This is a genomic window from Chryseobacterium gambrini, from assembly GCF_027920505.1.
GTDB lineage: Bacteria > Bacteroidota > Bacteroidia > Flavobacteriales > Weeksellaceae > Chryseobacterium > Chryseobacterium gambrini.
Genome location: NZ_CP115857.1, coordinates 640,703 through 667,459, shown reverse-complemented (window position 1 = coordinate 667,459; position 26,757 = coordinate 640,703). Strand labels below are relative to the sequence as shown.

25 protein-coding genes and 1 other RNA gene are annotated in these 26,757 nt (G+C 35.0%); 21 read left to right on the top strand and 5 right to left on the bottom strand.

Annotated elements, in window-relative coordinates:
- The first annotated feature begins 474 nt into the window (after nt 1–474).
- The 3 genes from PFY09_RS02955 (at nt 475) to PFY09_RS02945 (ending at nt 3,121) form a co-directional block, all read left to right on the top strand.
- Nucleotides 475–1,311 (top strand): 1,4-dihydroxy-2-naphthoyl-CoA synthase, encoded by an 837-nt coding sequence (locus PFY09_RS02955; RefSeq protein WP_076390536.1) that lies wholly within the window; start codon nt 475–477, stop codon nt 1,309–1,311.
- 58 nt (nt 1,312–1,369) lie between these two features.
- Nucleotides 1,370–2,299 (top strand): 1,4-dihydroxy-2-naphthoate octaprenyltransferase, encoded by a 930-nt coding sequence (gene menA, locus PFY09_RS02950; protein ID WP_271161361.1) that lies wholly within the window; start codon nt 1,370–1,372, stop codon nt 2,297–2,299.
- A 135-nt stretch (nt 2,300–2,434) separates the two neighbouring features.
- A complete protein-coding gene (locus PFY09_RS02945) occupies nt 2,435–3,121 on the top strand; it encodes a metal-dependent hydrolase (RefSeq protein ID WP_271161360.1) in 687 nt (228 codons plus the stop codon).
- Nucleotides 3,122–3,226: 105 nt separating this feature from the next.
- Here PFY09_RS02945 and ffs read toward each other — a convergent pair.
- Nucleotides 3,227–3,324: signal recognition particle sRNA small type (ffs, locus tag PFY09_RS02940), an RNA gene on the bottom strand.
- Nucleotides 3,325–3,455: 131 nt separating this feature from the next.
- Here ffs and PFY09_RS02935 point away from each other — a divergent pair.
- The 13 genes from PFY09_RS02935 (at nt 3,456) to PFY09_RS02875 (ending at nt 13,915) form a co-directional block, all read left to right on the top strand.
- On the top strand, nt 3,456–4,055 hold the full coding sequence (locus tag PFY09_RS02935; RefSeq protein ID WP_268054056.1) for a DUF4199 domain-containing protein: 600 nt from the start codon (nt 3,456–3,458) through the stop codon (nt 4,053–4,055).
- Nucleotides 4,056–4,072: 17 nt separating this feature from the next.
- Nucleotides 4,073–5,023, top strand: coding sequence for a glycosyltransferase family 2 protein (locus tag PFY09_RS02930; RefSeq protein ID WP_108410648.1), 951 nt, complete (start codon nt 4,073–4,075; stop codon nt 5,021–5,023).
- A gap of 30 nt (nt 5,024–5,053) precedes the next feature.
- Complete coding sequence (locus tag PFY09_RS02925; protein WP_271161359.1) at nt 5,054–5,782, top strand: DUF3667 domain-containing protein; 729 nt, start codon at nt 5,054–5,056, stop codon at nt 5,780–5,782.
- Between the two features lie 6 nt (nt 5,783–5,788).
- Nucleotides 5,789–6,490, top strand: a complete 702-nt coding sequence (locus PFY09_RS02920; RefSeq protein ID WP_271161358.1) for a GIN domain-containing protein — start codon at nt 5,789–5,791, stop codon at nt 6,488–6,490.
- Between the two features lie 8 nt (nt 6,491–6,498).
- The gene (locus PFY09_RS02915) at nt 6,499–7,110 is read left to right on the top strand and encodes a DNA topoisomerase IV subunit B family protein (RefSeq protein WP_271161357.1); all 612 of its coding nucleotides are present in this window, start codon (nt 6,499–6,501) and stop codon (nt 7,108–7,110) included.
- A 133-nt stretch (nt 7,111–7,243) separates the two neighbouring features.
- The gene (locus PFY09_RS02910) at nt 7,244–8,959 is read left to right on the top strand and encodes a phospho-sugar mutase (RefSeq protein ID WP_271161356.1); all 1,716 of its coding nucleotides are present in this window, start codon (nt 7,244–7,246) and stop codon (nt 8,957–8,959) included.
- Nucleotides 8,960–9,055: 96 nt separating this feature from the next.
- On the top strand, nt 9,056–10,309 hold the full coding sequence (locus PFY09_RS02905) for a pyridoxal phosphate-dependent aminotransferase (protein WP_256037844.1): 1,254 nt from the start codon (nt 9,056–9,058) through the stop codon (nt 10,307–10,309).
- A 105-nt stretch (nt 10,310–10,414) separates the two neighbouring features.
- Entirely contained in the window at nt 10,415–10,588 is a 174-nt protein-coding gene (locus tag PFY09_RS02900) for a hypothetical protein (protein WP_271161355.1), read from the top strand.
- Between the two features lie 3 nt (nt 10,589–10,591).
- Nucleotides 10,592–10,966 carry a hypothetical protein gene (locus PFY09_RS02895; RefSeq protein ID WP_271161354.1) on the top strand — a complete coding sequence of 125 codons (375 nt, stop codon included), beginning with the start codon at nt 10,592–10,594 and terminating at the stop codon, nt 10,964–10,966.
- Between the two features lie 19 nt (nt 10,967–10,985).
- On the top strand, nt 10,986–11,708 hold the full coding sequence (gene kdsB, locus PFY09_RS02890; protein WP_271161353.1) for a 3-deoxy-manno-octulosonate cytidylyltransferase: 723 nt from the start codon (nt 10,986–10,988) through the stop codon (nt 11,706–11,708).
- Nucleotides 11,709–11,798: 90 nt separating this feature from the next.
- A complete protein-coding gene (locus PFY09_RS02885; RefSeq protein WP_076390160.1) occupies nt 11,799–12,461 on the top strand; it encodes a histidine kinase in 663 nt (220 codons plus the stop codon).
- Nucleotides 12,462–12,482: 21 nt separating this feature from the next.
- Nucleotides 12,483–13,061, top strand: coding sequence for a glutathione peroxidase (locus tag PFY09_RS02880; RefSeq protein WP_076390161.1), 579 nt, complete (start codon nt 12,483–12,485; stop codon nt 13,059–13,061).
- A 59-nt stretch (nt 13,062–13,120) separates the two neighbouring features.
- Nucleotides 13,121–13,915: a tetratricopeptide repeat protein gene (locus PFY09_RS02875; RefSeq protein ID WP_076390162.1), complete on the top strand. Its 795-nt coding sequence runs from the start codon at nt 13,121–13,123 to the stop codon at nt 13,913–13,915.
- A 74-nt stretch (nt 13,916–13,989) separates the two neighbouring features.
- Here the strand turns inward: PFY09_RS02875 and PFY09_RS02870 are convergent, their stop codons facing one another.
- The gene (locus PFY09_RS02870) at nt 13,990–14,646 is read right to left on the bottom strand and encodes an NAD(P)H-binding protein (protein WP_271161352.1); all 657 of its coding nucleotides are present in this window, start codon (nt 14,644–14,646) and stop codon (nt 13,990–13,992) included.
- Nucleotides 14,647–14,746: 100 nt separating this feature from the next.
- On the opposite strand from PFY09_RS02870, the gene PFY09_RS02865 reads away from it, so the two are divergent.
- The gene (locus PFY09_RS02865) at nt 14,747–15,103 is read left to right on the top strand and encodes an MmcQ/YjbR family DNA-binding protein (protein WP_076390164.1); all 357 of its coding nucleotides are present in this window, start codon (nt 14,747–14,749) and stop codon (nt 15,101–15,103) included.
- A 15-nt stretch (nt 15,104–15,118) separates the two neighbouring features.
- Nucleotides 15,119–18,868 (top strand): transglutaminase domain-containing protein, encoded by a 3,750-nt coding sequence (locus tag PFY09_RS02860; protein WP_271161351.1) that lies wholly within the window; start codon nt 15,119–15,121, stop codon nt 18,866–18,868.
- A gap of 45 nt (nt 18,869–18,913) precedes the next feature.
- Here the strand turns inward: PFY09_RS02860 and PFY09_RS02855 are convergent, their stop codons facing one another.
- Nucleotides 18,914–19,834 (bottom strand): bifunctional riboflavin kinase/FAD synthetase, encoded by a 921-nt coding sequence (locus PFY09_RS02855; RefSeq protein WP_271161350.1) that lies wholly within the window; start codon nt 19,832–19,834, stop codon nt 18,914–18,916.
- A gap of 205 nt (nt 19,835–20,039) precedes the next feature.
- Between PFY09_RS02855 and atpD the strand changes: the two genes are divergently transcribed.
- The 3 genes from atpD to PFY09_RS02840 all read left to right on the top strand — a co-directional run bounded on the left by atpD (nt 20,040) and on the right by PFY09_RS02840 (nt 22,816).
- Nucleotides 20,040–21,548, top strand: coding sequence for a F0F1 ATP synthase subunit beta (atpD, locus tag PFY09_RS02850; RefSeq protein WP_076390167.1), 1,509 nt, complete (start codon nt 20,040–20,042; stop codon nt 21,546–21,548).
- Nucleotides 21,549–21,632: 84 nt separating this feature from the next.
- Nucleotides 21,633–21,914: a FoF1 ATP synthase subunit delta/epsilon gene (locus tag PFY09_RS02845; protein WP_076390168.1), complete on the top strand. Its 282-nt coding sequence runs from the start codon at nt 21,633–21,635 to the stop codon at nt 21,912–21,914.
- A gap of 80 nt (nt 21,915–21,994) precedes the next feature.
- The gene (locus PFY09_RS02840) at nt 21,995–22,816 is read left to right on the top strand and encodes a hypothetical protein (RefSeq protein ID WP_271161349.1); all 822 of its coding nucleotides are present in this window, start codon (nt 21,995–21,997) and stop codon (nt 22,814–22,816) included.
- Between the two features lie 350 nt (nt 22,817–23,166).
- Here PFY09_RS02840 and PFY09_RS02835 read toward each other — a convergent pair whose 3' ends face one another.
- Both PFY09_RS02835 and PFY09_RS02830 read right to left on the bottom strand, forming a co-directional pair.
- Nucleotides 23,167–25,362: a B12-binding domain-containing radical SAM protein gene (locus tag PFY09_RS02835; RefSeq protein WP_271161348.1), complete on the bottom strand. Its 2,196-nt coding sequence runs from the start codon at nt 25,360–25,362 to the stop codon at nt 23,167–23,169.
- A gap of 116 nt (nt 25,363–25,478) precedes the next feature.
- Nucleotides 25,479–26,750 (bottom strand): aminotransferase class I/II-fold pyridoxal phosphate-dependent enzyme, encoded by a 1,272-nt coding sequence (locus PFY09_RS02830; RefSeq protein ID WP_271162369.1) that lies wholly within the window; start codon nt 26,748–26,750, stop codon nt 25,479–25,481.
- Nucleotides 26,751–26,757 lie beyond the last annotated feature (7 nt).

Sequence of the window (26,757 nt, the reverse complement as noted above, 5' to 3'; positions counted from 1 at the left end):
ATATTAGATATCTGTCACTCTGAAAGAAGCGAAGCGTATTGAACAATCTTAACTTTATTTTTCAAAAAAAATGGGCTTTGCATTAAAATAATTTTAGTTTCCAAATATTCATCATCCAATTTGGCTTAGCCAAAACTGTCTATTTAGTATTAAATTTCTGTTATTCATAAAGAAGCATCTGTAGTGAAAAATCTATTTTTTATTGTTGAGATTCTTGCTTCGTCAGAATGGCAAACATGATCTATTTTCCTGTAAAAATATCCTCAGTCAATCTGCGCAAATCTCAAAAATCTGCGGGAGGAAAAAGAACTTCATTATGTATTGATTATCTAATTTGGTTTAAAAAACTTTGCATTAAAAAATTTCAAGCATCAAAAACAGCTAATATCCGAACCAAAATTCCAACGATTATCATCAAAAATCAATGTTAAAATTCTCTGCAATTCCGTATCTTTGAGAAAAATTTTTACAAAAATGATTGAGTGGAAAACCGCTAAAGAATACGAAGATATTACATACAAAAAATGTAATGGGGTAGCAAGAATTGCTTTCAACAGACCGGAAGTTCGTAACGCTTTCAGACCAAAAACAACTTCAGAATTATACGATGCTTTTTATGATGCTTATGAAGACCCGAAAATCGGTGTTGTGCTGCTTTCAGGAGAAGGACCAAGTCCTAAAGACGGAGGCTGGGCATTTTGCAGTGGTGGAGATCAGAAAGCAAGAGGACACCAAGGATATGTAGGAGAAGACGGAAGACACCGTTTAAATATTCTTGAAGTTCAGCGTCTCATCCGTTTTATGCCAAAAGTTGTAATCGCGGTAGTTCCGGGTTGGGCTGTTGGTGGAGGACACTCTCTTCATGTGGTTTGCGATTTAACTTTAGCGAGTGAAGAACACGCAATTTTTAAACAAACTGATGCCGATGTTACCAGTTTCGATGGTGGTTACGGATCTGCTTATCTTGCAAAAATGGTAGGACAGAAAAAAGCACGCGAAATTTTCTTTTTAGGCAGAAATTATTCAGCGCAGGAAGCTTTCGAAATGGGAATGGTAAATAAAGTGGTTCCTCATGCAGAACTTGAAGATACAGCTTATGAATGGGCACAGGAAATTCTTGCAAAATCTCCGACTTCCATCAGAATGCTGAAATTTGCCATGAATCTTACAGACGACGGAATGGTTGGGCAGCAGGTTTTCGCAGGTGAAGCAACACGTTTAGCATACATGACGGAGGAAGCAAAAGAAGGAAGAAATGCATTCCTTGAAAAAAGAAAACCGAATTTCGGAGACGATCAGTGGATATCTTAATATAAGTAATTGGCAATAAGAACATTACTTATTCCCAATTACTCATTACTTATACATTATGAAAGATTGGATAAAAGCCGCAAGGCTTAGAACGTTGCCGTTGTCGCTCAGCGGAATTATTATGGGAGCTTTCATTGCAAAATGGAGGCTTTATGGTGAAGGCGGAATCTGGGACTGGAGAATTTTTGCTTTGGCATTAGTTGTAACTTTATTATATCAGATCCTTTCAAACTACGCCAATGATTACGGAGACGGAATAAAAGGAACCGATGCTAAAAGAGCGACAGAAGCAGAAGCAAGAGCAGTAGCCTCAGGAAAAATTACGGCAAAACAGATGAGAAATGCAGTTATTCTTTTCTCCGTTTTATCTTTTGTAGCGACAGTTGCCCTTTTATATGTGGCGTTTATTCCCGATTATATGAATGAATTTTACATATTCATCGGTTTGGGAATCATGAGCATTTTAGCGGCAATTGGTTATACGGTGGGTAAAAAACCTTACGGATACATGGGATTGGGAGATATTTTTGTATTTATTTTCTTCGGTCTTGTTTCTGTCTGCGGAAGTTATTTCCTGTTTACCAAATCGTTCAGCTGGGATATGTTGTTGCCCGGAACCGCAATCGGAATGATGAGCATGGCTGTTCTGAACCTGAACAATATGAGAGACATTGAAAGCGATAAACAATCAGGGAAAAACAGTTTTGCACTGAGGATCGGCTTCAAAAATGCAATGATTTATGAAATGATTCTTTTGCAGCTTCCTCTGATTTTAATTTTGTTGTTCTTAGGAGTCAATGGTTTTTTCCAGACTCAGAATTACAAAGTGTTTATTGTCATGATCTTAATGATTCCTTTAATGAAAATAAGAAGAAAGATTATGGCCGTAAAAAATCCGAGAGAACTGGATCCTTTCCTGAAACAGGTAGGAATCATGACCTTTATGATTGCGGCTCTTACCGCAGCAGGACTTAATTTATTTAATTAAAAATTCAACAGAACTTGTATAATACAGCATTGTCATGCTGAGCTTGTCGAAGCATCTTATGAATTTCAACAGCATTATTCATTAAAAAATTGATGCTATAAATATTTAAAGTAAAAATTTTAAAATATTAAAATTATGAAAATACAATACTTAGGACAAAATTGCTTTTTGTTCACGTACAAAGACAAAACAATCTTATCAGATCCATTCTATAACTATAAAAAAGCAGAATCAGGATTCGATATTTCAGCACAGAAAATCGATTATATTTTATTGACTCACGCTCATGGAGATCACATTGCGGATGTGGAAGAAGTTTTACAGCATCATCCTGAAGCAACCGTCATTGCTGTTCCTGAAATCTGCGGATATTTCAAAAATGCAAAAAATACAGACGATGTCAACTTAGGAGGGTCAGCAAAAATCGATGATCTTAAAATTTCTATGGTTCCGGCTCATCATACAAGTTCGTTTCCGGACGGAAGCTATGGCGGCGTTCCTGTAGGCTATATTTTCAGGCTTCCTGAGGGTAAAAATCTTTATATGGCAGGAGACACCGGAGTAATGGCAGATATGGAGCTGTTTCCAAGGTTATACGGTAATTTAGACCTTTCTATCCTTCCGATCGGAAGTCACTACACAATGTGCCCGAGAAAGGCAGCATTTGCAGCAGCAGAATTATTAAAAACTCCAAAAGTAATCGGATGTCATTTTGATACTTTCCCTGCTATTGAAATTAATCATGAAAGTGCATTAAAGCATTTTGAAGATAAAAATGTAGAACTTGTTTTACCAAAACTGGGAGAGACGTTCGAATTTTAAATAAATGTTGGGAGGTAATTTGAAAACAGGAATCAAAATGTTGAAGTATATAAAAACAAAAAAAGATAATTATCCAATTACCTCTCTTCAACTTAAACCAATAAAAAATGGCAAGCTACCTAAATCACACCGCTACGACCAATTACCTTTGCTGCGTTCCCACCCTGGAGGATTCTCAGGAGCTGGTTGTTTAGGACTTGCCGTTGCAAAGGTAGGAATATTTTGCAAAACTCAAAACTTTATTAAAGAAAATTAATGGAAAAAATTGGCTTACAGAGGTAGTTTGCTGAAATTCAGACCAATAATTTTTCAAAAATTTTCAAAAAAATTAGATATGACGAAGAGCCCTTCCACATTAGGAATTTTACTGTTTGGCGCTACGATGATTGTTTTTTTCGTGGTGTATTACTTCTTTTCAGGAGTTAATTATTTTGATATTTCACTGAAAGCCAATGCTTTCGTTTTACCGATTCTGTATGCGGGAGCCGCATTCTGGTCGGTGAAATCGTACTGGAGCAGCCACAAAACGGTGAGCTTCAAACAAGCATTCAATAGAGCTTTCGTTCCCATGTTTATCGGGGGAATTTTATCCATTTTCAGCATTTATGCTTTCTTAAATTTTGTGGATACAGACGCAAAAAAGCTGCTGAATTATCAGTATGTGACAAGACAGAAAGCGGAAATGGATAAAGAATATTATTCCGCAAGAAAAGTTTTAAAGCACCAGAAAGATATTGATGAACTGGATAAAAAGTACAAAGAAAGGCTTCCGAGTTTCTCTCCGGAGGCGGTGAAAGGAAAAGATATGCTTACTGCAAGTCATTTTTCAGGATATTTTGCGGCAATTCTTATATTTTACGTAGTTTTGTCAGTGTTTTTCGGAGCGTTTTTCAGAACAAAAACAATCTATCAGGAAGAACAAAACCAAGAATAATTTTTTATTAAAATTAAATGAATTTATCTATAGTTATTCCGTTACTGAATGAGGAAGCCTCACTGGAAGAGCTTTTTTCGAGGATTGATCGTGTTTGTAAATCAAACAGTTTATCTTATGAAATCTGGTTTGTGGACGATGGAAGTACGGATCTTTCGTGGAGCATTATCGAGAATCTGAAAGTACAGCATCCTCAGATCCACGGAATTAAATTTTCTAAAAATTACGGAAAATCTCAGGCGCTTCACGCTGCTTTTGAAAGAACAAACGGCGATGTCATCATTACCATGGATGCTGATTTACAGGATTTTCCGGAAGAAATCCCTGAACTGTACAATATGGTTGTTCAGGATAATTACGACATTGTTTCCGGCTGGAAAAAGAAGCGTTTCGATAATGTAATGACGAAAAACGTACCGTCGAAACTATTCAATGCTGCAGCTAGAAAAGTCTCCGGTGTTTATCTTCACGATTTCAACTGCGGACTGAAAGCTTACAAAAAGCAGGTCGTAAAATCCATTGATGTTTACGGAGATATGCACCGTTACATTCCTGTTCTGGCCGCCAATGCAGGATTCAGAAGAATTACGGAAAAAGAAGTACAGCATCAGGCGAGACCTTACGGAACTTCAAAATTCGGAACAGAAAGATTCATCAGAGGATTTCTGGATCTGGTAACGCTTTGGTTTGTAAGTCGTTTCGGGGGTAGACCGATGCATTTCTTCGGAGCGGTGGGAACTTTAATGTTTATCGTAGGTTTTCTTTCTGCACTTTGGCTGGGAGTTTCGAAGCTGATTGATGTGGCAAGAGGAATTTATGGTCATTTAATTACCAATAATCCGTGGTTTTTTATCGCTTTAACCATGATGATTATGGGAACCTTGCTTTTCGTTGCAGGATTTTTAGGTGAAATGATTATCAGAACCAACAGAGAACATAAAAATTATAATATTGACGAAGTAATTTAACGGAAAAAACAATATATTTAATCATTAAATATGAATAAAAAACGTTGTTTGAACTGTGGTCATTCGGTTTCCGATGAGTATTGTGCTCATTGCGGACAGAAATCTGACACGGCAAGAATAACCCCGCTTTTATTCATTAAAAATGATGTTTTAGGCTCTATATGGCATGTAGAAGCAAGGTTTTTGAATACGTTGAAAGAAATTTTAATAAGACCCGGAATAACGGCAACCAACTACATTAGTGGAAAAAGAATAAGGTATTACAATTTTATTTCACTGCTGCTTATTCTTTTTGGGTTTAACGTTATTGCCTTTCATCTGTTTATTAATACAGCTAAAATAGATCTACAGGCAGAAGATTCCAAAACCATAGATTTTTTTTCAAAATATTCCAAAGCAACCTTATTGTTTTTAATACCTGTTCTTGCCTGTAATGCATGGATCGTATTCAGAAAAATAAAGTTTAATCTTGCAGAGCATTTTGTAATTGCTACGGTGAGTTTAATAGGGATTCTTGTTTTTTTTCTCACCGATGATCTCATCAGTATCATGGGAACTTACAAGCCTCTTTCAGGAATTTCTGATGGTATTGACCGGGTTTTGGAAACTGCATTTGTTTTCTTTCCTGCATTTGCTTACATTAATGCATTCAGGAAAAATTATTCATGGGCAGGACTTGCCTGGAGACTTCTTGTATTTTATATATTAGTTCTTTCAGAGATCCTTGCCGTGATGTTGTTTATTGAAAAATTCCTATAATTTAAAATGAAAAAAATATTTTTAATCATCATAATGGCTTCTGCGGTTTCCTGCGGAAAAGTTTCCCCGAAAGGGAATATTGAAAGGAAGGACGTAGATGTTTCAGAATTTGTAAATCTCGATCTGGAAGGAAAATTCCGTGTGTTTTATGCAAGAGGAAACAAAAATTTTATAGAAATTGAAACCTATCCGAATGTTGCCGATAATCTTGATGTGGATGTAAAGGATAAAACCTTAACCATCAGAGAAAAACGAGGAACAAAAGGCGTAGATTTTTATAATGTAACGATCTATTCAAAATACAATCTGGAAAAAGTAACCGCTTCAGATTCTGTAGAAATGAATATTTCGAGCGAAATTAAAACCGATAATTTTAAGCTGAATTTAAAAAATTATGCTACTTTTATGGGTTCGGTAAATACAAGAAGGGCAGAAGTGGAAATGATGAACCGAAGCAGAGCCAATTTTCTGGGGCAAACCAAAGATGCTGTCATTAAAGTATCTGATACAGCAAGTTTAATCGCTCCTTACTGGAAAATTGAAAACTTGAATATCGACTCTAAAAATGGAAATTATGCCGAAGTTAATGTAAAAGACTCATTGAAAGGACATATTCAGAATACGGCAAAATTTGTGTATTATAATGATCCGATTAGGGCTTTTAAAATTGATAAAAGTACAAGAGTGGAGAATAAGAAATTGGATTGAGAAGTAAGTTGGAAGAAAAAAAATACACAGCGAATAGTATTCAAAGCTTAGAAGGAATGGAGCATGTAAGACTTCGTCCTAAAATGTATTTTGAAGACTGTTTTAAAGAAAATAATTTAAATGCTCTTGTATTTGGATCTTTATGTCACGCTATTGATGAATATTTTGATGAAAATTGCAGTGAAATTATAATTAATGCTGTAGGAAACTCATTAAAAATTGAATATAATGCAGGAATGTCCTTAGAAAAATCTCGCGATTTAACTAGAGCAGAATGTATTATGACCAAAATCGGCGCATGTAGCAATGAAAAGAAGCATTTGGAAGTAGGTGATGAATTTTGTCGGGTTGGAATGGCAATAATTAATGCTGTCTCTGAAAAATGCGAACTCAAGACAATTTTCAGCAGGCAAGAAGGTCATTTTATTTTTAAAAAAGGAAAAACAGTATCGAAGGAAATTATTAAAACGGATAATTCTGAGGGTTTTACAACAATAAGCTTTGAGATCAGCAAAGAGATTTTTGGAGATTTTGTTTTTGAATTAAATGATTTGCAATTGAAATTAAATGCTTTGAAAGAAAGACTGCCAAATTTAAAAATTGAGACAAATAATTTATAAATAAGTGCTTGTCATTTTGCATGAAATGAAGAATCTTTTATAAACAGATTTTTCCTTCGTCGAAATGACAAATGCTGAAACGATAAAACAAAGAAATTAAACCGGAACTTTACAAAAATTAGAAAATACAAATATGACAACATTAGAAAAAGCAAAACTTTGGTTGGGCGAAACGTTTGATGAGGAAACAAGAAAGGCTGTTCAGGAATTAATCGACAGCAATTCGCCTGATCTGGAAGACTCTTTTTACAGAGAACTGGAGTTCGGAACAGGAGGAATGAGGGGAATTATGGGTGTCGGAACCAACCGCTTAAATAAATATACATTAGGTCAGGCAACACAGGGGCTTGCAAATTATATGTTAAAGCAGTTTCAGGGAGAAGAAATTAAAGTAGCAATTGCTTATGATGTAAGAAATAACTCGAAAGAATTCGGAAAACTGGTGGCTGATGTTTTAACGGCAAACGGAATTAAAGTATTGCTTTTCAAGGATCACAGACCGACTCCGGAATTATCCTTTACGGTAAGAAATAAAAAATGTAATGGAGGAATTGTTTTAACAGCTTCCCATAATCCGCCCGAATACAACGGTTATAAAGTGTACTGGAACGACGGTGCGCAGATTGTTCCGCCACACGATGAAGCAATCATCAATGAAGTTTATTCTGTAAAATTCGAAGAAATTAAATTCAACGGAAATGATGATTTAATCGAATGGATCGGGGAAGAGCAGGATGATGTGTATATTGATGCATGTATCGAAAATTCTACCTATCAGAATGTTGGAAAAGAAAATTTAAACATCGTTTTCACATCCATCCACGGAACAACTTATACAACCGTTCCGAAGGCATTGGAAAAAGCAGGTTTCAAAAAAATTGATCTGGTAAGAGAACAAATGATCCCAAGCGGAAATTTCCCAACGGTAGACTCTCCGAATCCTGAAGAACCAGCCGCTTTGGAAATGGCAATGGATCTGGCAAAAATTACCAATGCAGACATCGTGATCGGAACAGATCCGGATGGTGACAGACTGGGAATTGCGGTAAGAAATCTTGACGGTGAAATTGAATTGTTAAATGGAAACCAGACCAATACGATCCTTACGTATTATATTTTAAACGAATGGAGAAAGCAGGAAAGAATCACGGGAAAAGAATTCATCGGTTCTACCATTGTAACTTCAGATATTTTCTTTGATATTGCACAGAAATTCGGTGTTGACTGCAAAGTTGGATTAACTGGATTCAAATGGATCGGAAAAATGATCCGTGATTTCGAAGGCAAAGAAAAATTCGTTTGCGGGGGCGAAGAAAGTTTCGGATTCATGACGGGAGATTTCGTACGTGATAAAGATTCTTGCGGAAGTATCGTTTTAGCCTGCGAAATTGCAGCGTGGTGTAAAGCCAACGGAAGAACAATGTACCAATACATGATCGAAATTTATCAGGAACTGGGAATGTATTACGAAGGATTGGTAAATCTGGTAAGAAAAGGAAGAGACGGAGCGGAAGAAATCCAGAATATGATGAAAAACTTCCGTGAAAATCCTCCAAAAGAATTGGCTGGTTCTCCGGTAGAAGAAGTGAAGGATTTTAAAGAACAGACCAACTTCATTGTTTCGAAAGGAGAAAAAGTCGTAATTAACGACATTCCGAAATCGAATGTATTGATTTATTACACTCAGGACGGAACCAAAGTCTGCGTAAGACCTTCCGGAACAGAACCGAAGATTAAATTTTATATTTCTGTAAAAGATTCTATTACGTCTGAAGCAGATTTCAGAGACAAATTAAAATCTTTAGACGAAAAAATTAATCAGGTTAAAAACGATCTGCAACTCAGTTAAATTAAATGCAGCAATGTGTCATTGAGCTGTATCCAATTATTGTTAGATGAATACATTGCTGGATTGTTATATTATAATAATTAAATAAAAGTAAAAGTGAAAGTTTCAAAATTAGCGGCGAACCTGATTGGTTCTGAAATTGTAAAAATTGGTAATGAAGTAAATGATTTAAAGGCAAAAGGAGCAGAAATCGCGAATCTTACGATTGGTGATTTAAATTCTAATATTTATCCGATTCCGGCAAAATTGAAGGAAGAAATTCAGAAAGCATATCAGAATAATCTGACAAATTATCCGCCTGCAAACGGACTTTTATCTTTAAGAAAAGAAGTTTCCAAAGATTTAAAAACCAGATGGAATTTAGATTATTCTCCCAACGATATTTTAATTACGGCAGGTTCAAGACCTTTGATCTATGCAGTGTACAAAACAATCGTGGACGAAGGGGATAAAGTAGTGTATCCGATTCCGTCCTGGAACAATAATCATTACGCTTACCTTACTTCTGCCAATGCCGTAGAAGTAAAAACCACTCCTGAAAACAATTTCCTTCCGACTGCGGATGATCTTAGACCACATCTGGAAGGAGCCGTTTTATTGGCACTTTGTTCACCTTTGAATCCTACCGGAACCATGTTTACAAAAGATCAGCTTTCTGAAATCTGCGAACTGGTTTTAGCGGAAAACAAAAAAAGAGGTGAAGACGAAAAGCCTTTATACTTAATGTACGATCAGATTTATTCTAACCTTACTTTTGGGGCAGAACACGTAGATCCGGTTTCCCTTTTCCCTGAAATGAAAGAATTTACGGTGTATATCGACGGTATTTCAAAATGTCTTGCCGCAACAGGAGTTCGTGTAGGATGGGGATTTGGTCCGGTTCATATCATGGACAAAATGAAAGCTCTTTTAACGCACGTTGGAGCTTGGGCACCAAAACCAGAACAGGAAGCAACGGCAAAATATTACGAAAATCCTGAGGACGTAAATGAATTTGTTGAAGATTTTAAAGGTAAATTGGAAGCAAGCCTGAAAGTTCTTCACGGCGGAATTCAGAATCTAAAAGAAAAAGGTCTTTCTGTAGACAGCATCGAGCCGATGGGAGCACTTTATCTTACCATTAAATTAGATTATATAGGAAAAACAAAACCGGACGGAGCGGTGATTGAAAACTCTTCTGATCTCGTATTCTATTTAATCAATGAAGCAGGTGTTGCTTTGGTTCCGTTCTCTGCTTTCGGAGAAGAAAAATCAGAACCTTGGTTCAGAGCTTCTGTAGGAGGTTTGGCAATCGATGAAATTGAAGTGATGATGCCAAAACTGGAAAATGCTTTGAATGCTTTAAAATAAAATATTAAATATAATAAATAGCTTCGTGAATATACTTTGCGAAGCTTTTTTTGACTTATAGCCTTAATGAGATTACCTAAAAGATACTTTCTCGAAACTCAATTTTTGAGCTATTCCACATTAGGAATTGTTATTTTAGTGGTTTTAAGTGTCTGGATTTCCGGAGTTGGTTCTCACAGATCTTTGTTTCAGAACTCTATTTTATCAACTTCAATTTTAGCCGTTGCCTTTTTTCTTTTTATAAGTTTAGGTTTGTATTTTGGCTTGAAGCTTAAATAAAATGTGGGAAATATTCTGAATAAAAAAAGAGTAAAGACGGCAGCAGATAAAATGCCCTTACTGGATGGGTTTGAATTCGATCCGCCTGATGTCGGCGATGGAATAGGGGGAATTATTCTTTCAATTATTTTGTGGTTGATTATTACCGTTCTTTTTACTTTTCTTCTGTATATTCTAGGCGTCTTTTTCTGGGTTGTCATTTTGCTGTTTGCAGCCATGCTGTACTGGATTTTTTTCCGTGCTTTGCGGTTAGTATTTAAAAATTCAAAACATTGCAGAGGAAATCTTTTGAAAAGTTTCGGTTTCGGATTTTTTTATTCGTTTCTTTACATTTCATGGATCTATGGAATTATTTTTTTAGCTAATTATTTAAATTAAACTCATTATTATCTTTTCAATGAAAATTATCGCAGTTATTCCCGCACGTTACGAAGCAAGCCGTTTTCCGGCGAAACTGATGCAATTGCTTGGAGATAAAACCGTTATCACAACCACTTATCAGAATGTTGTAGAAACAGGTCTGTTTGATGAAGTTTTTGTGGCAACAGATTCTGAAATTATTTTTGATGAAATCATTCAGAATGGTGGAAAAGCCGTAATGACCGGTCAACATGAAACCGGAAGCGACCGTATTGCCGAAGCGGTGCAGAATATCGACTGTGATATTGTGATCAATGTTCAGGGAGATGAACCTTTTTTAAAATTAGAACCTTTACAACAATTAATTGAAGTTTTTCATCAGGATGACGATCACGAGATTTCTTTGGCTTCATTGAAAATAAAACTCACTGAAAAAGAAGAGATTGAAAATCCGAATAACGTGAAAGTAATTACCGACAACAATGGTTTCGCATTGTATTTCAGCCGTTCTGTGATTCCGTTCCATCGTGAAATTTCGTATAATGTTGATTATTTCAAACATATTGGGGTCTATGCCTTCAGAAAGCACGCTTTGATCCAGTTCTCAAAACTGGAAATGAAACCTTTGGAGATTTCAGAAAAGATAGAATGCATCCGCTATCTCGAATATGGTATGAAAATCAAGATGATAGAAACCAATTTCGTTGGCGTAGGAATAGATACGCCGGAAGATCTTGAAAAAGCAAGAAGATTAATTTAAAAACGTGATGTAATTCACATTTTCAAATTGTTTCATTTTCAATTTTTCAAATTAAAAAAGCCTTATATTTGAATTGATAAAATAAAATTAATGAAGAAGTTACTTTTAGTATTCGTCCTGATTATTTCACAGTCCTTTTTTGCGCAGACCGCCAAAGAAATTATTGATAAAAACATTGAATTATCCGGAGGATTAACCAATTGGAAACTATTAAATTCAGTATTGCTGCAGGGAAGAGTTATTCTGGGAATCAAGGACGAATATCCTATCAAAATTTATCAGCAGCGTCCGAATCTTACCAAAACCGTCATTACCATTAGCGGAAAAGATACAGCCATTGAAGGCTACGACGGATCAAAAGGATATGCAATGAATTATGCGACCAATAAAGTTCAGGAATATGCAGGATATGTAGCGGAAAGTTTCGACAATGATTTTATAGACTGGGAAAATAAAGGATTTGAAGCGAAATATTTAGGCAAAGAAGTGGTAGGAAATATTTACTGTCATAAAGTGGAATTAACGAAAAACGTTAACAAAAACATCTATTATTTCGACACAAAAAACTATATGTTGCTGAAAGAAGTGAAAAAAGATGAAACTTTATCGTATTCAGATTATAAAAAAGTCGGAAATTTATCCATGCCTTTCAGAATAGAATCTTCCAGTGCAAAAAAAGACGGAGATTATGTAATGCTCATCAACAGGATTGATATTAATAAAGTATTTCCTGCCAATACATTTAAATTTTAAATCAGATAATAAAATTTAGTTATGAAAAAGTTATTTTTAATGTTCTTGTCAGTCGTTGCATTCTTCAACAGCTGCGCTCAGAAAAAAAGTGAAGAATCTAAAGCCAAAACCAAAGAACTTATGGGAAAATCAATATACGACTTCAAGGTTGATGCCTTGGAAGAAGGAAAGCAGATTAATTTTGCAGATTTTAAAGGAAAGAAAATCCTTATTGTAAATACTGCTTCAGAATGCGGATTTACTCCTCAATATGCTGATCTTGAAAAAGTTGCTGAAGAATATAAAGACAAATTGGTGGTGGTAGGATTTCCTGCCAACAATTTCGGAGGTCAGGAACCGGGAAGCAATAAAGAAATCGGAGCTTTCTGCCAGAAAAATTACGGTGTAACATTCCCGATGGCTGCCAAAGTTTCAGTAAAAGGAAGCGACACAGCTCCAATCTTCCAATATTTAACGGAAAAAGACCTGAACGGAGTAAAAAATACAACCATCCTTTGGAATTTTACTAAATTTTTGGTAGATGAAAACGGAAAACTGATTGATTCTTTCGTAAGTACAACAAAACCAACGGACGAAGCGATTACGAAGTATTTGAAATAACATCAAAAAAATATATTTTTGTAAAGTGGATTTTGATCCACTTTTTTATTTTAAAATTTATGAAAAAACTACTAACCATTTTTATTTTGATTTTTTCAGTTAAAACATTTTCACAGGATTTTTATTTTTCCGGCAAAATGAATTACTGCACGCCGGAACATGCAGATTCTAAGAAAGGCTTTGAGACTGCTTTTTTAGGATTAAAATACCCTCAGTATTATGGAGGAGTCACGGCACTACTTTTGAAAATAGTAGAAAAAGATCCTAAATACTGTGATGCTTATTTTATGGCTGGATATTTTTTCAGATTGCAGGAAATGCACAAAGAAGCACTAACTTTATATTACGTTGCAGATAGCCTTGCTCAAAATAAAGCTCCGATTTTTAAACAGAATTTAGCCATAGAATTTATGAAATTCGGAAAGGTGGATAAGGCTAGACAAAAGTATGAGGAAATGATAAAATATTTCCCCGAGAATCCTGAAGGCTATTACGGAATTGGTAATACTTCTATTGTCATGGGAGACTATGATAATGGGTTAAAAAATCTGAAGCAAGCCGAAAATTTATACAATACTTCAGGAAAAGTTAAAGATGATCTTATTTATATGTACGGAATGTTGTACACCTTAAAAGAAAACTACGATGTAGCTTTACCGTACCTTGAAGACGTTTACCCAACATATAAAAAAGATGACGGATATCTTTCTTTATATGCTCTTGCACTGATAAAAGTAGGCAAAAGTAAAAATGACGAAAAACTTATCAAAAAAGCTCAAAAAACTTATGATAAGGTAAAAGATAAAGTGATAGTTCCGGAAATCAGAAAAAAGTTAAATTCAGAGTTTGGTTAATTTGTATAACTGATTAAAAAATTTATTCGACTCTATTTGGTTAAAATATAGTTAAATGGAGTCGAAATCAAAAGTTAATCATTGCTCTTTTTCGCAAAACAGAAAATATTCCCCAGTTTTATGCTTGAATAGCCATTGCTTTTAATCTTGGAAGAATTAATCATTGCCTTCGCCAAAACATCAGTCGGTAAAGGTTTCTGACTTTCCAGCAGTCCTAGTTTATTGGCAAATTTTATAATACGGCTTCCCAAAACTTCTCCAGTTCTGTCAGAATCTTTTCTTTCCAGCATTCCCGGTTTGAAAATGGTTATTTTATTGAAATGAAGCTGTTTTACAGCATCTTCCAATTCTCCCTTCATTTTGGAATAGAAAATTTTAGATTTGGGATTCGCTCCGTAAGCAGAAACCAAAATGTAATCGTCTACATTATTTTCTTTGGCAGCTTTTGCAAATTCGTACTGATAATCAAAATCTACTTTTCTCTGTTCTTCCTTGCTTCCGGCGGCCTTTAGAGTCGTTCCGAGACAGGAAAATGCAACATCACCTTTTACTTCACCTTTCCATTCTTCAGGTTTTTCAAAATTTACAACATGCACTTTAAGTTTATCATTTTGAATGTCAAGAGGTTTTCTCACAAAAATATTTACTTCTTCAAAATCTTTATCCTGAAGTAACTGATTTACAAGGTCTTTTCCTGTAGCACCTGTTGCGCCGATAACTAAAGCTTTCATAGAGCATATAATTTTTGATTAATAATTGAAGAATTTGCCTACTAAATTTACAAAATTTTAATAATATTGATGTTTTAATTTTTAATCTAATTAAATAAGGATGGACACAAATGAAATTTTAGATTATTGTCTTGCTAAGAAGGGTGTTACCGAAACCTTTCCTTTTGATAATGAAACCCTCGTTCTGAAAGTAGGCGATAAAATGTTTTTGCTGATGCCTCTGGAAAAACAGCCGCTTCAGATTAACGTAAAAACAGATCCGGAATGGAGTGCAGAACTTCGCGAAAGACATCCCCAAATTACAGGTGCATTCCATATGAATAAAACACACTGGAATTCCGTTCTGGTAGATGGTTTAAAAAGAGATCTTATAATAAAACTTATAGACCAGTCTTATGATCTGGTTTTTAAATCTTTAACCAAAAAAACTCAAAACACAATTACTAATCCATTATAAAACTAAATCGAAAACATGAGGAAAATATTAATTTCCGCTGTCTACTTCTTATCAGTGAGTGCATTTGCACAGTCTAAGGATCAAACTAAAACCTGGGAACTTTTACTTAATAATAAGAGAGAAGAAGCAAGAAACTTTTACGATAAAAATTTAAAAGCAGAGAAAAATAAAGACTTTGAAAATCTTTTTCTTGATGCTTTAATAAATGAAGAAATGGGCGAGATGATTTTTGACGATACTTTCGTTAAAAATCTGGCAAATCTTAAAGTAGATGAATTTTATCTTTACCCGATCTACAAAAAAAGTTTTGTGATAGGGGATACGGATACAAACGGGCTTGATGACAATTCATATAAAAAAATAGATTTTCTTGCTCAGGATCCGATCTATGGACAGAATAATTCTGTAATTGAATATAAATCAACACTCGACAGACTGAGAAAAAATCCTAAAAGCGCAGATGAATACCTTACCAAAATCGGAAGAATTGATAAATGGCAGTTTGCAGGCGTATTTGAAAATCTAAACGGAAGCGGTCTTTACAATGAGTATGAACCTGAAACGTATGCCAAAAACGATAAGCTTTTCAATGCCAACAGCTTTGGAAACGTAGGTTGGTACAACAGAAAATTCCCCACAAATGACGGTTTCGAATTTTTTACCAATGAAACTGAGTACGGAAGAGGAATTGTTTATGCGCAGAGCTTTATAGAAAATCCTTCAGAAAGAAAGATTCTTTTTGAAGTTGATACCAATGCAGAATTCAGACTATTTATAAATGATGCGGAAGTTTTGTCAAGCACAAGCGAAGGTTATTCCAATCTGGGATCACATCTGGTAGAAGTTACACTCCCGAAAGGAATGAACAGGATTTTGCTGAAGTTTGACATGAAAGAAACTAAAAATGCTTTTATGGTAGTTCCTTTTAATGAAAATTTTCAGAAAATAAATGATCTGAAGTATTTTAATACTTATAAAGAGTACCAGAAAAGTACGGCCTCACAGTTGCAGGCAAAAGAACTGCCGTTGAGATTTGAAAAAGAGCTGAAAGAAAAAGTAGTACAGAATCCTAAGAGCTTTTTTTATAAATATTTATTGGCAACGGGTTACCTTAATAACCATCAGAATGATCAGGCAAAAGAAATTATTGATGATCTGTTAAAAACATATCCTAAAGCATCTTTAATTCAGGGACTTTTAACTGCCTATTATTTGAATATTGAAGATAAGGAAAAGGTGAATGAGGTTTTTAAAAACATTGAAATTAATGACTCTGAGTATTTTCTTGTTCCGCTTCTGAAAATGATGGATGGAGAAAAGTTTCAGAATATGTCTATTCAGGAGCTTGAAAAAAGCAGGGATATTTTAAATAAAACAAAAGCCAAGTCAATCGGCGAATTCTTCGATGTCGTTATTGCCATGAGAAACCGTGATATGGATAAAGCAAAAACCCATATTGCAAATCTTAAAAAAAGCTTTGCCAATAACGAAAAGTTTTTTACCATTTTCACAACTCTGGAGGATATCGACAAAAAAGACCAGAGTACAACCATTAAAAAGTTTGAGGAAATTTTAGCCCAAAAAAGCAGTCCCGATGTGATGAATACACTTTTCAGCATGTATCAGAATGCGAATAGAGTGGAAGATCAAAAGAAAATTCTGAAAAAGTATATTGAATTATATCCTTCCATGAATTCTTTCAGAACACAGTATATTGATCTTTTGGATGATAATTTTCAGAATCCTGAATATGGAACTGAACTTGAAGATGCTTTGGCAAACTTCCCTTATTCTTACACTTTACTGGCTGCAAAAGCTGAATATCTTGCAAAGCTTAACAAAAAAAGCGAAGCCATACAACTTGCAAAACTTTCTCTGAGCCATAATACGGAAAATGAGCAGATGCATAAACTTGTGCGGGATCTTGACCAGACACAGGACGAGATCGATCAGGTAAGCATTAAGGATCTTTACAAATTGGTGAAAGACAGAAGAGCAAAATCGGCAAAAGGTAAAAAAGGAGTAACAACGCTTTTGGACGAATACATCGTAAATGTTTATCCTGAAGGCGGTTTCAAAAAAAGAAGCACCTATGCTTATGAAATTACTTCCGAAAGCGGAATTGAAGAACTGAAAGAATACGGAATCAATTATTATGATGATGTATTGAAATCTGAAATCGTAAAGCCCGACGGAAGCATTATTCCGGGTGAAAAATCATCGGAACAGATTGTTTTTACAAATCTTGCAGTAGGAGATGTTATTTTAATCCAGAAAGAAAGTCTGGAAAGAAACAGCGGAAGGTTTTATAAAGATTTTAATCTAAGTTCCTATTTTAATTCAGAATATCCTGTTACAGAATCTATTTTTACGGTAATTACTCCGGAAAATATAAATTATCAGGTAAAAAGTAACAACAGAGAAGTTGCTTCAACGAAGAAAAAGATAGCAGGAAAATTATACCAGACATGGAAGCTGGATAATCTGGAGGAAGTTAATTTTGATGAATATTACGGGCCAAGTTATTATGATGCAACAATCTCTGTAACAGTAAACTCAATTAAAACATGGCAGGAAATTGCCAATTGGTATGCGGATCTTACCAAAAAGAGTCTGGTTTCTGATAAAGTTGTTGAAAAAGCTTTTAAAGAAATTTTTCCGGGTGGAACTTCCGGTCTTACGGAAACGGAAAAGGCTGAGAAAATTTATAATTACATCGAAAAAAATGTAACATACAGCTCTGTAGATTTTAGGCAAAGCGGTTATATTCCGCAAAAACCATCCAAAACGTTAGCTACAAAATTGGGAGACTGTAAAGACCTTTCGACATTGTTTGTTATTCTTGGAAATCAGGCAGGTTTGAAATCTAATCTGGTTTTGGTTCAGACCAATGATAATTCTGTGCAGCGTCTTATTCTTCCCAATTTAAGTTTCAATCACTGTATTGTTAAAGTAAATTTAGACGGTAAAGAAACGTTCCTTGAAATGACGGATAAGTTTCTGCCGTTCAATTCTACAGTGAAAGGAAATTATAAAGCAAAAGGACTTGTCATAAATACAGATAAAACGACGGGATCTGCGGATCTCATTGAAATTCCGGTTGATAATAATTCTAAAGCAGTATTCAGAACAATAAGTGAAGTAAGCGTAAATGGAGATGACCAGAGTTTCATTACCAAACAATTTGTGATGGGAGAAGCCAAAAGTTATTACAACGATTTCTTTCAGGATTCGCAGACTGATGAGTCCCGTAAAAAAAATATGGAAGAAATATTTGGTTCAACATTGGATAAAGTAATCAGCGTTAAAAATGTAAAACTTATTGAAGGAAAAGATCTTACAGCAAAACCTCTTGCGTATGAAGTTCAGTTCAATATTAAAGACAAACCGCAGTCTGTTGGAAGTCTGAAGATTATGAAGATTCCATTTGCTTCCAAACCTTTTACAAAAGAAATAGTGGCAACGGAAAAAAGGACGACCGATATTCAGTATACAAAATACGAAAAGGAAAACAAATATCATGAAGAAATATATCTGAATATTCCTGAAAGCATGAAGTTTATTGAAATTCCTGAAAATAAAACGCTGGCTTACAATAATTTTAAATATTCAATTACCTATGAATTGCAGAAAAATAATAAACTGAAAATTACAAGAACGGCAGATACACCTTGGGATAATATTAAAGCATCGCAATATCCTGAATTCAAAAAGTTTGTGGAAGAAGCAATTAATGCAGATAACCAGATTCTGGGTTATAAATAATAAATAGAGAAAATGCTTACAAAATCTGTAAGCATTTTTTTTATTTTAAAACAGAAATTCTTCCGTTAATCTTTTATCATCGTCTAATCTTTCAATTAATTTTTCAAGCCCTTCAAATTTAATTTCATCGTGAAGAAAATCTCTGAATTTTACGGTAATTTCTTCATCATAAATATCTCCTTCAAAATCAAGGATATAAACTTCCACAGTAAGTTTCTCGCCATTTACGGTCGGGTTGGTTCCAACGCTCAACATTCCTTTATACTGCTTATTTTTCACAAAAACTTCAACAATATAAGCTCCTTTTTTAGGCAAAAGTTTAATGGATTCCGTTTCGATATTGGCGGTAGGATAACCTATTGTTCTTCCGATCTTCTTTCCGTGAACCACCGTTCCGGAAACAGAGTAGGAGTATCCCAACATTTCATTGGCTTCCTTAATATTTCCTGCTGAAAGTGCATTGCGGATTTTCGTAGAACTGATGTTATTCTCGTGAATATTAATGGCTTCCATCTGTTCAACTTCAAAATTCAGTTCCCTGGAAAGTTTCTGAAGCAGTTCGAAATTGCCGCTTTTATTTTTCCCGAAAGAATGATCGTAACCGATGATCAGATATTTTACATTCAGTTTTTCAATTAAAATCTGGCGGACAAATTCTTCTCCGGTTAAATTTCTGAATTCTTCATCAAATTCTTTTAGAAATAAATTTTCAATGTTGTATTTTTTCATCAAAAATTTCTTTTCTTCCAACGTATTGAGGAGTTTGAGATTTTCATCAGGATTAAAAACAAATCTCGGATGTGGCCAAAAAGTAAGAACGGCAGTTTCCAGATCGTTCTGTGAACCTACGTTAATTAATTCATCAATAATACTTTTATGCCCAAGATGAACCCCGTCGAACATTCCCAAAGACAGTGCTAATGGCTTCTGAGAGGTATAATCTTTAAAATTTTTGAAAACTTTCAAACCGGAAAAATTTTGACTGCAAATATAGGAAATTATGTAACAAAGTATCAATATAACAGTTTGCCAATATTTTAATCTATACTTATTGGTATATTGCTAAATTCATAGATTGTTAGACTTATAAAAAAGTATGATAAAAATCTGTTTTTTACCAATTGCAGGTTTATCAAGAATCATTATATTTGCACCAAGAAAAAATTTAGCAATGGCAAACCAAATTAAAGGTAAAATTTCTCAAATTATTGGTCCGGTAATCGACGTTGTCTTCAGTGATGTGGAATCTGTTCCAGCGATCTATGATGCGTTAGAAATTACAAAAGAAAACGGTGAAAAAGTAGTTTTAGAGGTAGAACAGCATATTGGCGAAGATACAGTAAGATGTATCGCAATGGACGCTACTGACGGTCTTAAAAGAGGGCAGGACGTAATCGGATACGGAAATCCTATTATGATGCCAATCGGTGAGGCTGTAAACGGAAGACTATTCAACGTTGTTGGTGATGCTATCGACGGACTTCAAAATATATCTAACGAAGGTGGTCTGCCAATTCACAGACCAGCTCCAAAATTTGATCAGCTTTCAACTTCTGCAGAAGTTTTATTTACTGGTATCAAAGTAATCGACCTTATCGAGCCTTATGCAAAAGGAGGTAAAATTGGTTTGTTCGGTGGTGCAGGTGTAGGTAAAACCGTATTGATTCAGGAGTTGATTAACAATATTGCAAAAGGACACGGAGGTCTTTCTGTTTTTGCCGGAGTAGGTGAAAGAACGAGAGAAGGAAATGACCTTTTGAGAGAGATGTTGGAATCTGGAATCATCAAGTATGGTGAAGATTTCATGCATTCTATGGAAAACGGAGGTTGGGATCTTTCTAAAGTAGATTTAGAAGTAATGAAAGATTCTAAAGCAGCATTCGTTTTCGGACAGATGAACGAGCCACCTGGTGCAAGAGCGAGAGTAGCACTTTCCGGTCTTACATTAGCTGAGTACTACAGAGACGGTGGAGAAAGCGGACAGGGTAGAGACGTACTTTTCTTCGTAGACAATATCTTCCGTTTTACACAGGCTGGTTCTGAGGTATCTGCACTTTTAGGTCGTATGCCATCTGCGGTAGGTTACCAACCGACACTAGCTTCTGAGATGGGAGCAATGCAGGAAAGAATTACTTCAACTAAAAATGGTTCAATTACTTCAGTACAGGCGGTTTACGTACCTGCGGATGACTTAACTGACCCGGCTCCTGCAACTACGTTTGCTCACTTGGATGCTACAACGGTACTAGACAGAAAAATTGCTTCATTGGGTATTTATCCTGCGGTAGATCCATTGGCTTCTACTTCAAGAATCCTGGCTCCTGAGATTATCGGGGAAGAACATTATAACTGTGCACAGAGAGTAAAAGAAATTCTTCAGAGATACAAAGCGCTTCAGGATATCATCGCGATCCTTGGTATGGAAGAACTTTCTGAAGAAGACAAATCTGTTGTTTACCGTGCAAGAAAAGTTCAGAGATTCCTTTCTCAGCCTTTCCACGTAGCAGAACAGTTTACAGGTATTCCTGGATCTTTGGTAGACATCAAAGATACCATCAAAGGATTCAACATGATCATTGATGGTGAATTGGATCACTTGCCGGAAGCTGCTTTCAACCTTAAAGGAACCATTGAAGAAGCAATCGAAGCAGGACAAAAAATGTTAGCTGATAACGCTTAAGAAATTTTAAATGTTGAATTTTAGATTTTAGATTGAATTTCAATAATTTATAATTTAAAATCTATAATCTATAATTTCATAAAAATGAATATAAAAATTTTAACACCAGAATACGTAGTTTTTGAAGGAGAAGTAGACTCAGTATTACTGCCTGGAAAAAATGGTGAATTCCACATCATGCAAAACCACGCAGGAATCGTTTCTTCTTTAATCGGTGGTAAAGTAAAATTGTATGCTAAATCTATCGATGAAGCCTATTCAAAATACTTTACGAAAGAGAATGAGAAAGATTCAGTTTTCTCTTACCCTATCAAAAGCGGTGTTGTAGAATTTAATCATAATAAAGGAATTATCCTTTGTGAATAATTAAATGAAAAGCTAAATATATTTTCAAGAAAGTGTAACAATTCGTTACACTTTTTTTATTTTTGTATGAATTTGGTTTTATGAAGGGATTTTTAATTATTTTATTTTCAGTTTTCGGGTTGCTTTTCAATGCGCAGACGGTTAAAATTAAAAGAGGAATTGTGGATCTTGAAGGAATTCATGTCGCAAAACTGTCTTATAAAGGAGGAATATATACTTTTATGGATCTTAAAGAAACTCCGATTTATACCATAGAATTTGTAGATAAAAGTGTAGTGGATTCTGTACGCGACAGTTATATTAAGCTTAAAAGAATTTATAATCAGGACAAAACGCTCGATCTGGACTATATTTCGCCATCTGCATTTTCTGGGGAAGAAAAATCGGCAGCTTACACTTGTGTTAAAAGTCTGAAGATCATTGATGAAAGAGGGATCAACATCAAAAACCTAGACGAGCTTTTTAAAAATTCACCTAAAAGGAAGCTTGATACCAAAACAAAAGATGCTTATACCATCCGAACTAAAATTGATAAATTAAATATTACCGTCAATAATGTAGGCGAAATTTTAAGTAATGGAAAACCAGTGGGTTATTTTACCAATTTACCGGCAAGTTTTGGTTCCGATGACACGGTTACAGATAAAACATTTGTTGATATTGAAATTTATGATGCCAACAGCAAATACATCGGAAAATACATCACAACAACAAAACAGATTAAATCTGCGGGAGGGAAAACCTTTACTCTGTACCGCGAAATGTCCGGAAGAGCATCTCTTTTAAAATTCCCTACCTACAAAGCCATTGCCGAAAGAATGGCCATTATCGATCCCAACTTTATAAAAATTCAGGAAAAAGTAATTGTGGGTGAAGTCACAAAAGACGGTGTTCAAAAGTAAAATCATCAATAGGAACGGGCTTTAGCCCGTTTAGTTTAATAAAATTCAATTGGCTTTAGCCAAACTTAAAAAAACTTCAAATTATCTTGAAGCTTTTTCTATTTCCTATTCAATTTTTTCCGATTAGAAATTTTTTAAGTAGAGTCTGTTTAAACTTTTTATTTAACCGTAAAAGTCACAAAAGATGACTAAACTTTTATTTAAAGTTAATCATTATAAATGAAAAAGCTCACCATAGTTTTTAAAAATCTTTGATTTTTATTCTTTTAAGCGCTTTGATTATTAATGAAATTCGCTTTAACATTGTCTTTTGTGCTTAAATATAACAGGTCTGAAATATTTTTTAAAATCTACAAACTCAAAATCACTCCATTCTCTTTCAACTGTTGCATCGGTTTAGAAAACCAGAATAATTCAAAATCTTCAAAATTTTCTTCGAATTGAGTTTTCAATTGTTGCAAAGTTGGCTTTTTTAAATTTTCAATTGGATAATCACTAAACATTTTCATGAGCCATTCTGCGTGTTCCTGCTCTAAATCTACACTTACAACATTGGTTTTTAAGTGCGCCGTAATTTTTGTATACGTATAAATATATTTCTTTTTATTTTTTACGCGATTCTCAGCGATTACGTTTTTTGCTAAAAATAGAACTTTAGAATTTCCTTTAAAAACAAAATCATCATCTTCCAGAAGACAGTCATGAATATAATCCGGATGAACGGTTGTTCTCGGAATTTTAAAATCAAACCACTCCTGAAGCGGAAGTTCGAAATTGATTCCGTGCATATAATTGAACAGAGATTTTTTCAAACCAAAGCTGAACTTTCCATGATCGATTCCGGTTCTGTCTGTAAAATCAACATCGTTGTTGGCAAACAGAATTTCCTGCTTAATCGGAGTAACGCCAAATTCTTCCGGATTAATTCCGACAGGTGAATGAGCCGTCATGGCGAACTGATGCCAGAATCCGCTTTGTAAAATTCCCATCTCGAAAAGCTGACGAACCATTTCCAAAGAATCTACGGTTTCCTGAATAGTCTGGGTAGGGTAGCCATACATTAAATAAGCATGGATCATGATTCCGGCTTCTGTAAAATTTCTTGTCACTTTAGCAACCTGTTCCACAGAAATTCCTTTATCAATCAATTTCAGCAGACGGTCACTTGCAACTTCCAATCCACCTGAAACGGCAACACAACCGGAAAGTTTTAAAAGAAAACACAGATCTTTGGTGAAACTTTTTTCAAAACGAATATTCGTCCACCACGTTACAACCAAATTTCTTCTTAAGATTTCTAAAGCAACTTCACGCATCAATGCAGGAGGAGCCGCTTCATCTACAAAATGAAATCCTGTTTCTCCAGTTGTAAGGATCAACTCTTCCATTCTGTCAACCAGAATTTTAGCTGAAATCGGTTCGTAAATTTTAATATAATCTAAAGAAATATCGCAAAAAGTACATTTACCCCAATAACATCCATGTGCCATTGTGAGCTTATTCCATCTTCCGTCACTCCACAAACTGTGCATCGGATTGGCAATTTCAATTACAGAAATATATTGATCCAATTGTAAATCAGAATAATCGGGAGTTCCGATATCGGCTTGCTTATAATCGTGTCTTGTGGAATTATTTTTATAAGTAACTTCTCCGTTTTCAAGTAAAAAAGTTCTTTTGAACTGAGATTCTTCACTTTGTTCAGAATGACAAATATTTTCATAAAGTAATTCAATCGGAAGCTCTCCGTCGTCCAAAGTAATAAAATCGAAAAACTCAAAAACTCTTTTATCTTTTAATTCCCTTAATTCAGTATTCGGAAATCCGCCGCCCATTGCAGTTTTAATGTGCGGATAATTTTCTTTGATGTATTGAGCGCAACGAAAAGCAGAATATAAATTTCCGGGAAAAGGAATGGAAAAACAAATCAGTTTTGGCTGAACAAACTCTAATTTTTCATGAAGAATTTTTAAAGTAAAATCATCTATAAAAGTAGGTTCGCCGCAAATTTTAGAATAAAGTTCATCAAAAGAATTGGCACTTTTTCCTAATCTTTCCGCATAACGGCTGAATCCAAAATCAGGATCAATATTTTCAACAATATAATCCGAAAGATCCTCTAAATACAAAGTAGCCAAATGTTTGGCTTTGTCCTGAAGTCCCATATTTCCGAAAGCAAATTCCATATCATCAAGCTGATTGAATCGGGAAGCTTCCGGAAGAAAATTCATCGAACAGATTTGTCTTGCCAATGTTGGGGTTTTACCCTGCAAAAAAGCAATAACCTGATCGATCGTTTTGATATATTCTTCTTTTAAAACGTGAATTCTTTGAGCATTTTCTGAAATGGTATGAAGATCAATTTCCTGATTAAAAATTTTCTGAAGTCCGTCTTTCGAAAATAATTCCAAAATGACCTCAATTCCCAAATCTGTCTGAAAGCTGGAAATATTTTTGGTATTCAGAAAACCTTTAATATAAGCTGTTGCAGGATAAGGCGTGTTGAGCTGTGTGAAAGGCGGAGTAATGAGAAGTAGATCTTTCAAGAGAAAATTTTTGCAAAGTTATTTTAAATATTCAGATTCTGAAAATTTATGATAGGTTTTAAAACAAAAACCACTGATCGAATGTCAGTGGTTCTTAAATTTATTTTATATTCAGATTAAATTTCTTTGAAACTTAAACCTTGTTCTGCCAACAGTTTTTGTTCCTGCTCTTTGTAATAGCCACTTACCAGTTTATCGTGAATGGCTTCAAACGCAGCAAGGGTTTCATTAATTTCAGCATCGGTGTGAGAAGCTGTCGGAATTAATCTTAACAAAATCATTCCTTTCGGAATTACAGGATATACCACTACCGAAGTAAAGATTCCGTAGATTTCTCTTAGATCTTTCACCAAAAGTGTTGCTTCCACCGGAGTTCCCTGCATCATCACCGGAGTTACACAAGTATTTGTATCACCAATGTTGAAGCCTCTTTCTTTAAGACCATTCTGTAATTTATGCGTATTTTCCCAAAGTTTTGCTTTGATTTCCGGTCTTGTTCTCAACAGTTCCAGTCTTTTTAAACCTCCGATTACCATTGGCATCGTTAAAGATTTAGCAAAAATCTGAGATCTTAAATTGAATTTCAGATATCTGATAATTTCTTTATCACCCGCGATGAATGCTCCAAAACCTGCCATTGATTTGGCAAAAGTAGAGAAGTAAACATCAATCTGATCCTGACAACCCTGTTCTTCACCGGCTCCGGCTCCTGTTGTTCCAAGAGTTCCGAATCCGTGCGCATCATCAACTAAAAGTCTGAATTTGTATTTTGATTTTAATTCACAGATTTCTTTTAATTTACCCTGCTGTCCTCTCATTCCGAAAACACCTTCGGTAATCACTAAAATTCCTCCTCCGGTTTCTTCTGCTACTTTGGTTGCTCTTTCAAGGTTTTTTTCAAGGCTTGCAATATCGTTGTGTCTGTACGTAAATCTTTTTCCTGCGTGAAGTCTTACACCGTCTACGATACAAGCGTGAGAATCAACATCATAAACGATTACATCGTTTCTTCCTACCAAAGCATCAATGGTAGAAACCATTCCCTGATAACCGAAATTTAATAAATATGCAGATTCTTTCTGAACAAAATCAGCCAGTTCTCTTTCTAACTGCAAATGCTGCTCAGTTTCTCCCGACATTGCTCTTGCCCCCATCGGATAAAACATTCCGAATTCTGCCGCTGCTTTTGCATCAGCCTCCAGAACTTCAGGATGATTACACATTCCTAAATAATCATTAGCACTCCAGAAAATAACTTCTCTTCCCTGAAACTGCATTCTCGGTCCGATAGGTCCTTCTAATCTGGGGAAAATGAAATACCCTTCACCATAATCTGCAAATTGTCCAAGAGGTCCTGGATTTTCTTTTATTCTGTCAAAAATATCCAACATTTTA

Bases quoted from the DNA above. Each gene is read 5' to 3' on its own strand.
- PFY09_RS02875 (WP_076390162.1), top strand. From the start codon at position 13,121: ATGAAAAAACTACTAACCATTTTTATTTTGATTTTTTCAGTTAAAACA.
- PFY09_RS02910 (WP_271161356.1), top strand. From the start codon at position 7,244: ATGACAACATTAGAAAAAGCAAAACTTTGGTTGGGCGAAACGTTTGAT.
- PFY09_RS02865 (WP_076390164.1), top strand. From the start codon at position 14,747: ATGGACACAAATGAAATTTTAGATTATTGTCTTGCTAAGAAGGGTGTT.
- PFY09_RS02845 (WP_076390168.1), top strand. From the start codon at position 21,633: ATGAATATAAAAATTTTAACACCAGAATACGTAGTTTTTGAAGGAGAA.
- PFY09_RS02930 (WP_108410648.1), top strand. From the start codon at position 4,073: ATGAATTTATCTATAGTTATTCCGTTACTGAATGAGGAAGCCTCACTG.
- PFY09_RS02925 (WP_271161359.1), top strand. From the start codon at position 5,054: ATGAATAAAAAACGTTGTTTGAACTGTGGTCATTCGGTTTCCGATGAG.
- PFY09_RS02920 (WP_271161358.1), top strand. From the start codon at position 5,789: ATGAAAAAAATATTTTTAATCATCATAATGGCTTCTGCGGTTTCCTGC.
- menA (WP_271161361.1), top strand. From the start codon at position 1,370: ATGAAAGATTGGATAAAAGCCGCAAGGCTTAGAACGTTGCCGTTGTCG.
- kdsB (WP_271161353.1), top strand. From the start codon at position 10,986: ATGAAAATTATCGCAGTTATTCCCGCACGTTACGAAGCAAGCCGTTTT.
- PFY09_RS02945 (WP_271161360.1), top strand. From the start codon at position 2,435: ATGAAAATACAATACTTAGGACAAAATTGCTTTTTGTTCACGTACAAA.
- PFY09_RS02935 (WP_268054056.1), top strand. From the start codon at position 3,456: ATGACGAAGAGCCCTTCCACATTAGGAATTTTACTGTTTGGCGCTACG.
- PFY09_RS02840 (WP_271161349.1), top strand. From the start codon at position 21,995: ATGAAGGGATTTTTAATTATTTTATTTTCAGTTTTCGGGTTGCTTTTC.
- atpD (WP_076390167.1), top strand. From the start codon at position 20,040: ATGGCAAACCAAATTAAAGGTAAAATTTCTCAAATTATTGGTCCGGTA.
- PFY09_RS02860 (WP_271161351.1), top strand. From the start codon at position 15,119: ATGAGGAAAATATTAATTTCCGCTGTCTACTTCTTATCAGTGAGTGCA.
- PFY09_RS02885 (WP_076390160.1), top strand. From the start codon at position 11,799: ATGAAGAAGTTACTTTTAGTATTCGTCCTGATTATTTCACAGTCCTTT.
- PFY09_RS02880 (WP_076390161.1), top strand. From the start codon at position 12,483: ATGAAAAAGTTATTTTTAATGTTCTTGTCAGTCGTTGCATTCTTCAAC.
- PFY09_RS02955 (WP_076390536.1), top strand. From the start codon at position 475: ATGATTGAGTGGAAAACCGCTAAAGAATACGAAGATATTACATACAAA.
- PFY09_RS02870 (WP_271161352.1), bottom strand. From the start codon at position 14,646: ATGAAAGCTTTAGTTATCGGCGCAACAGGTGCTACAGGAAAAGACCTT.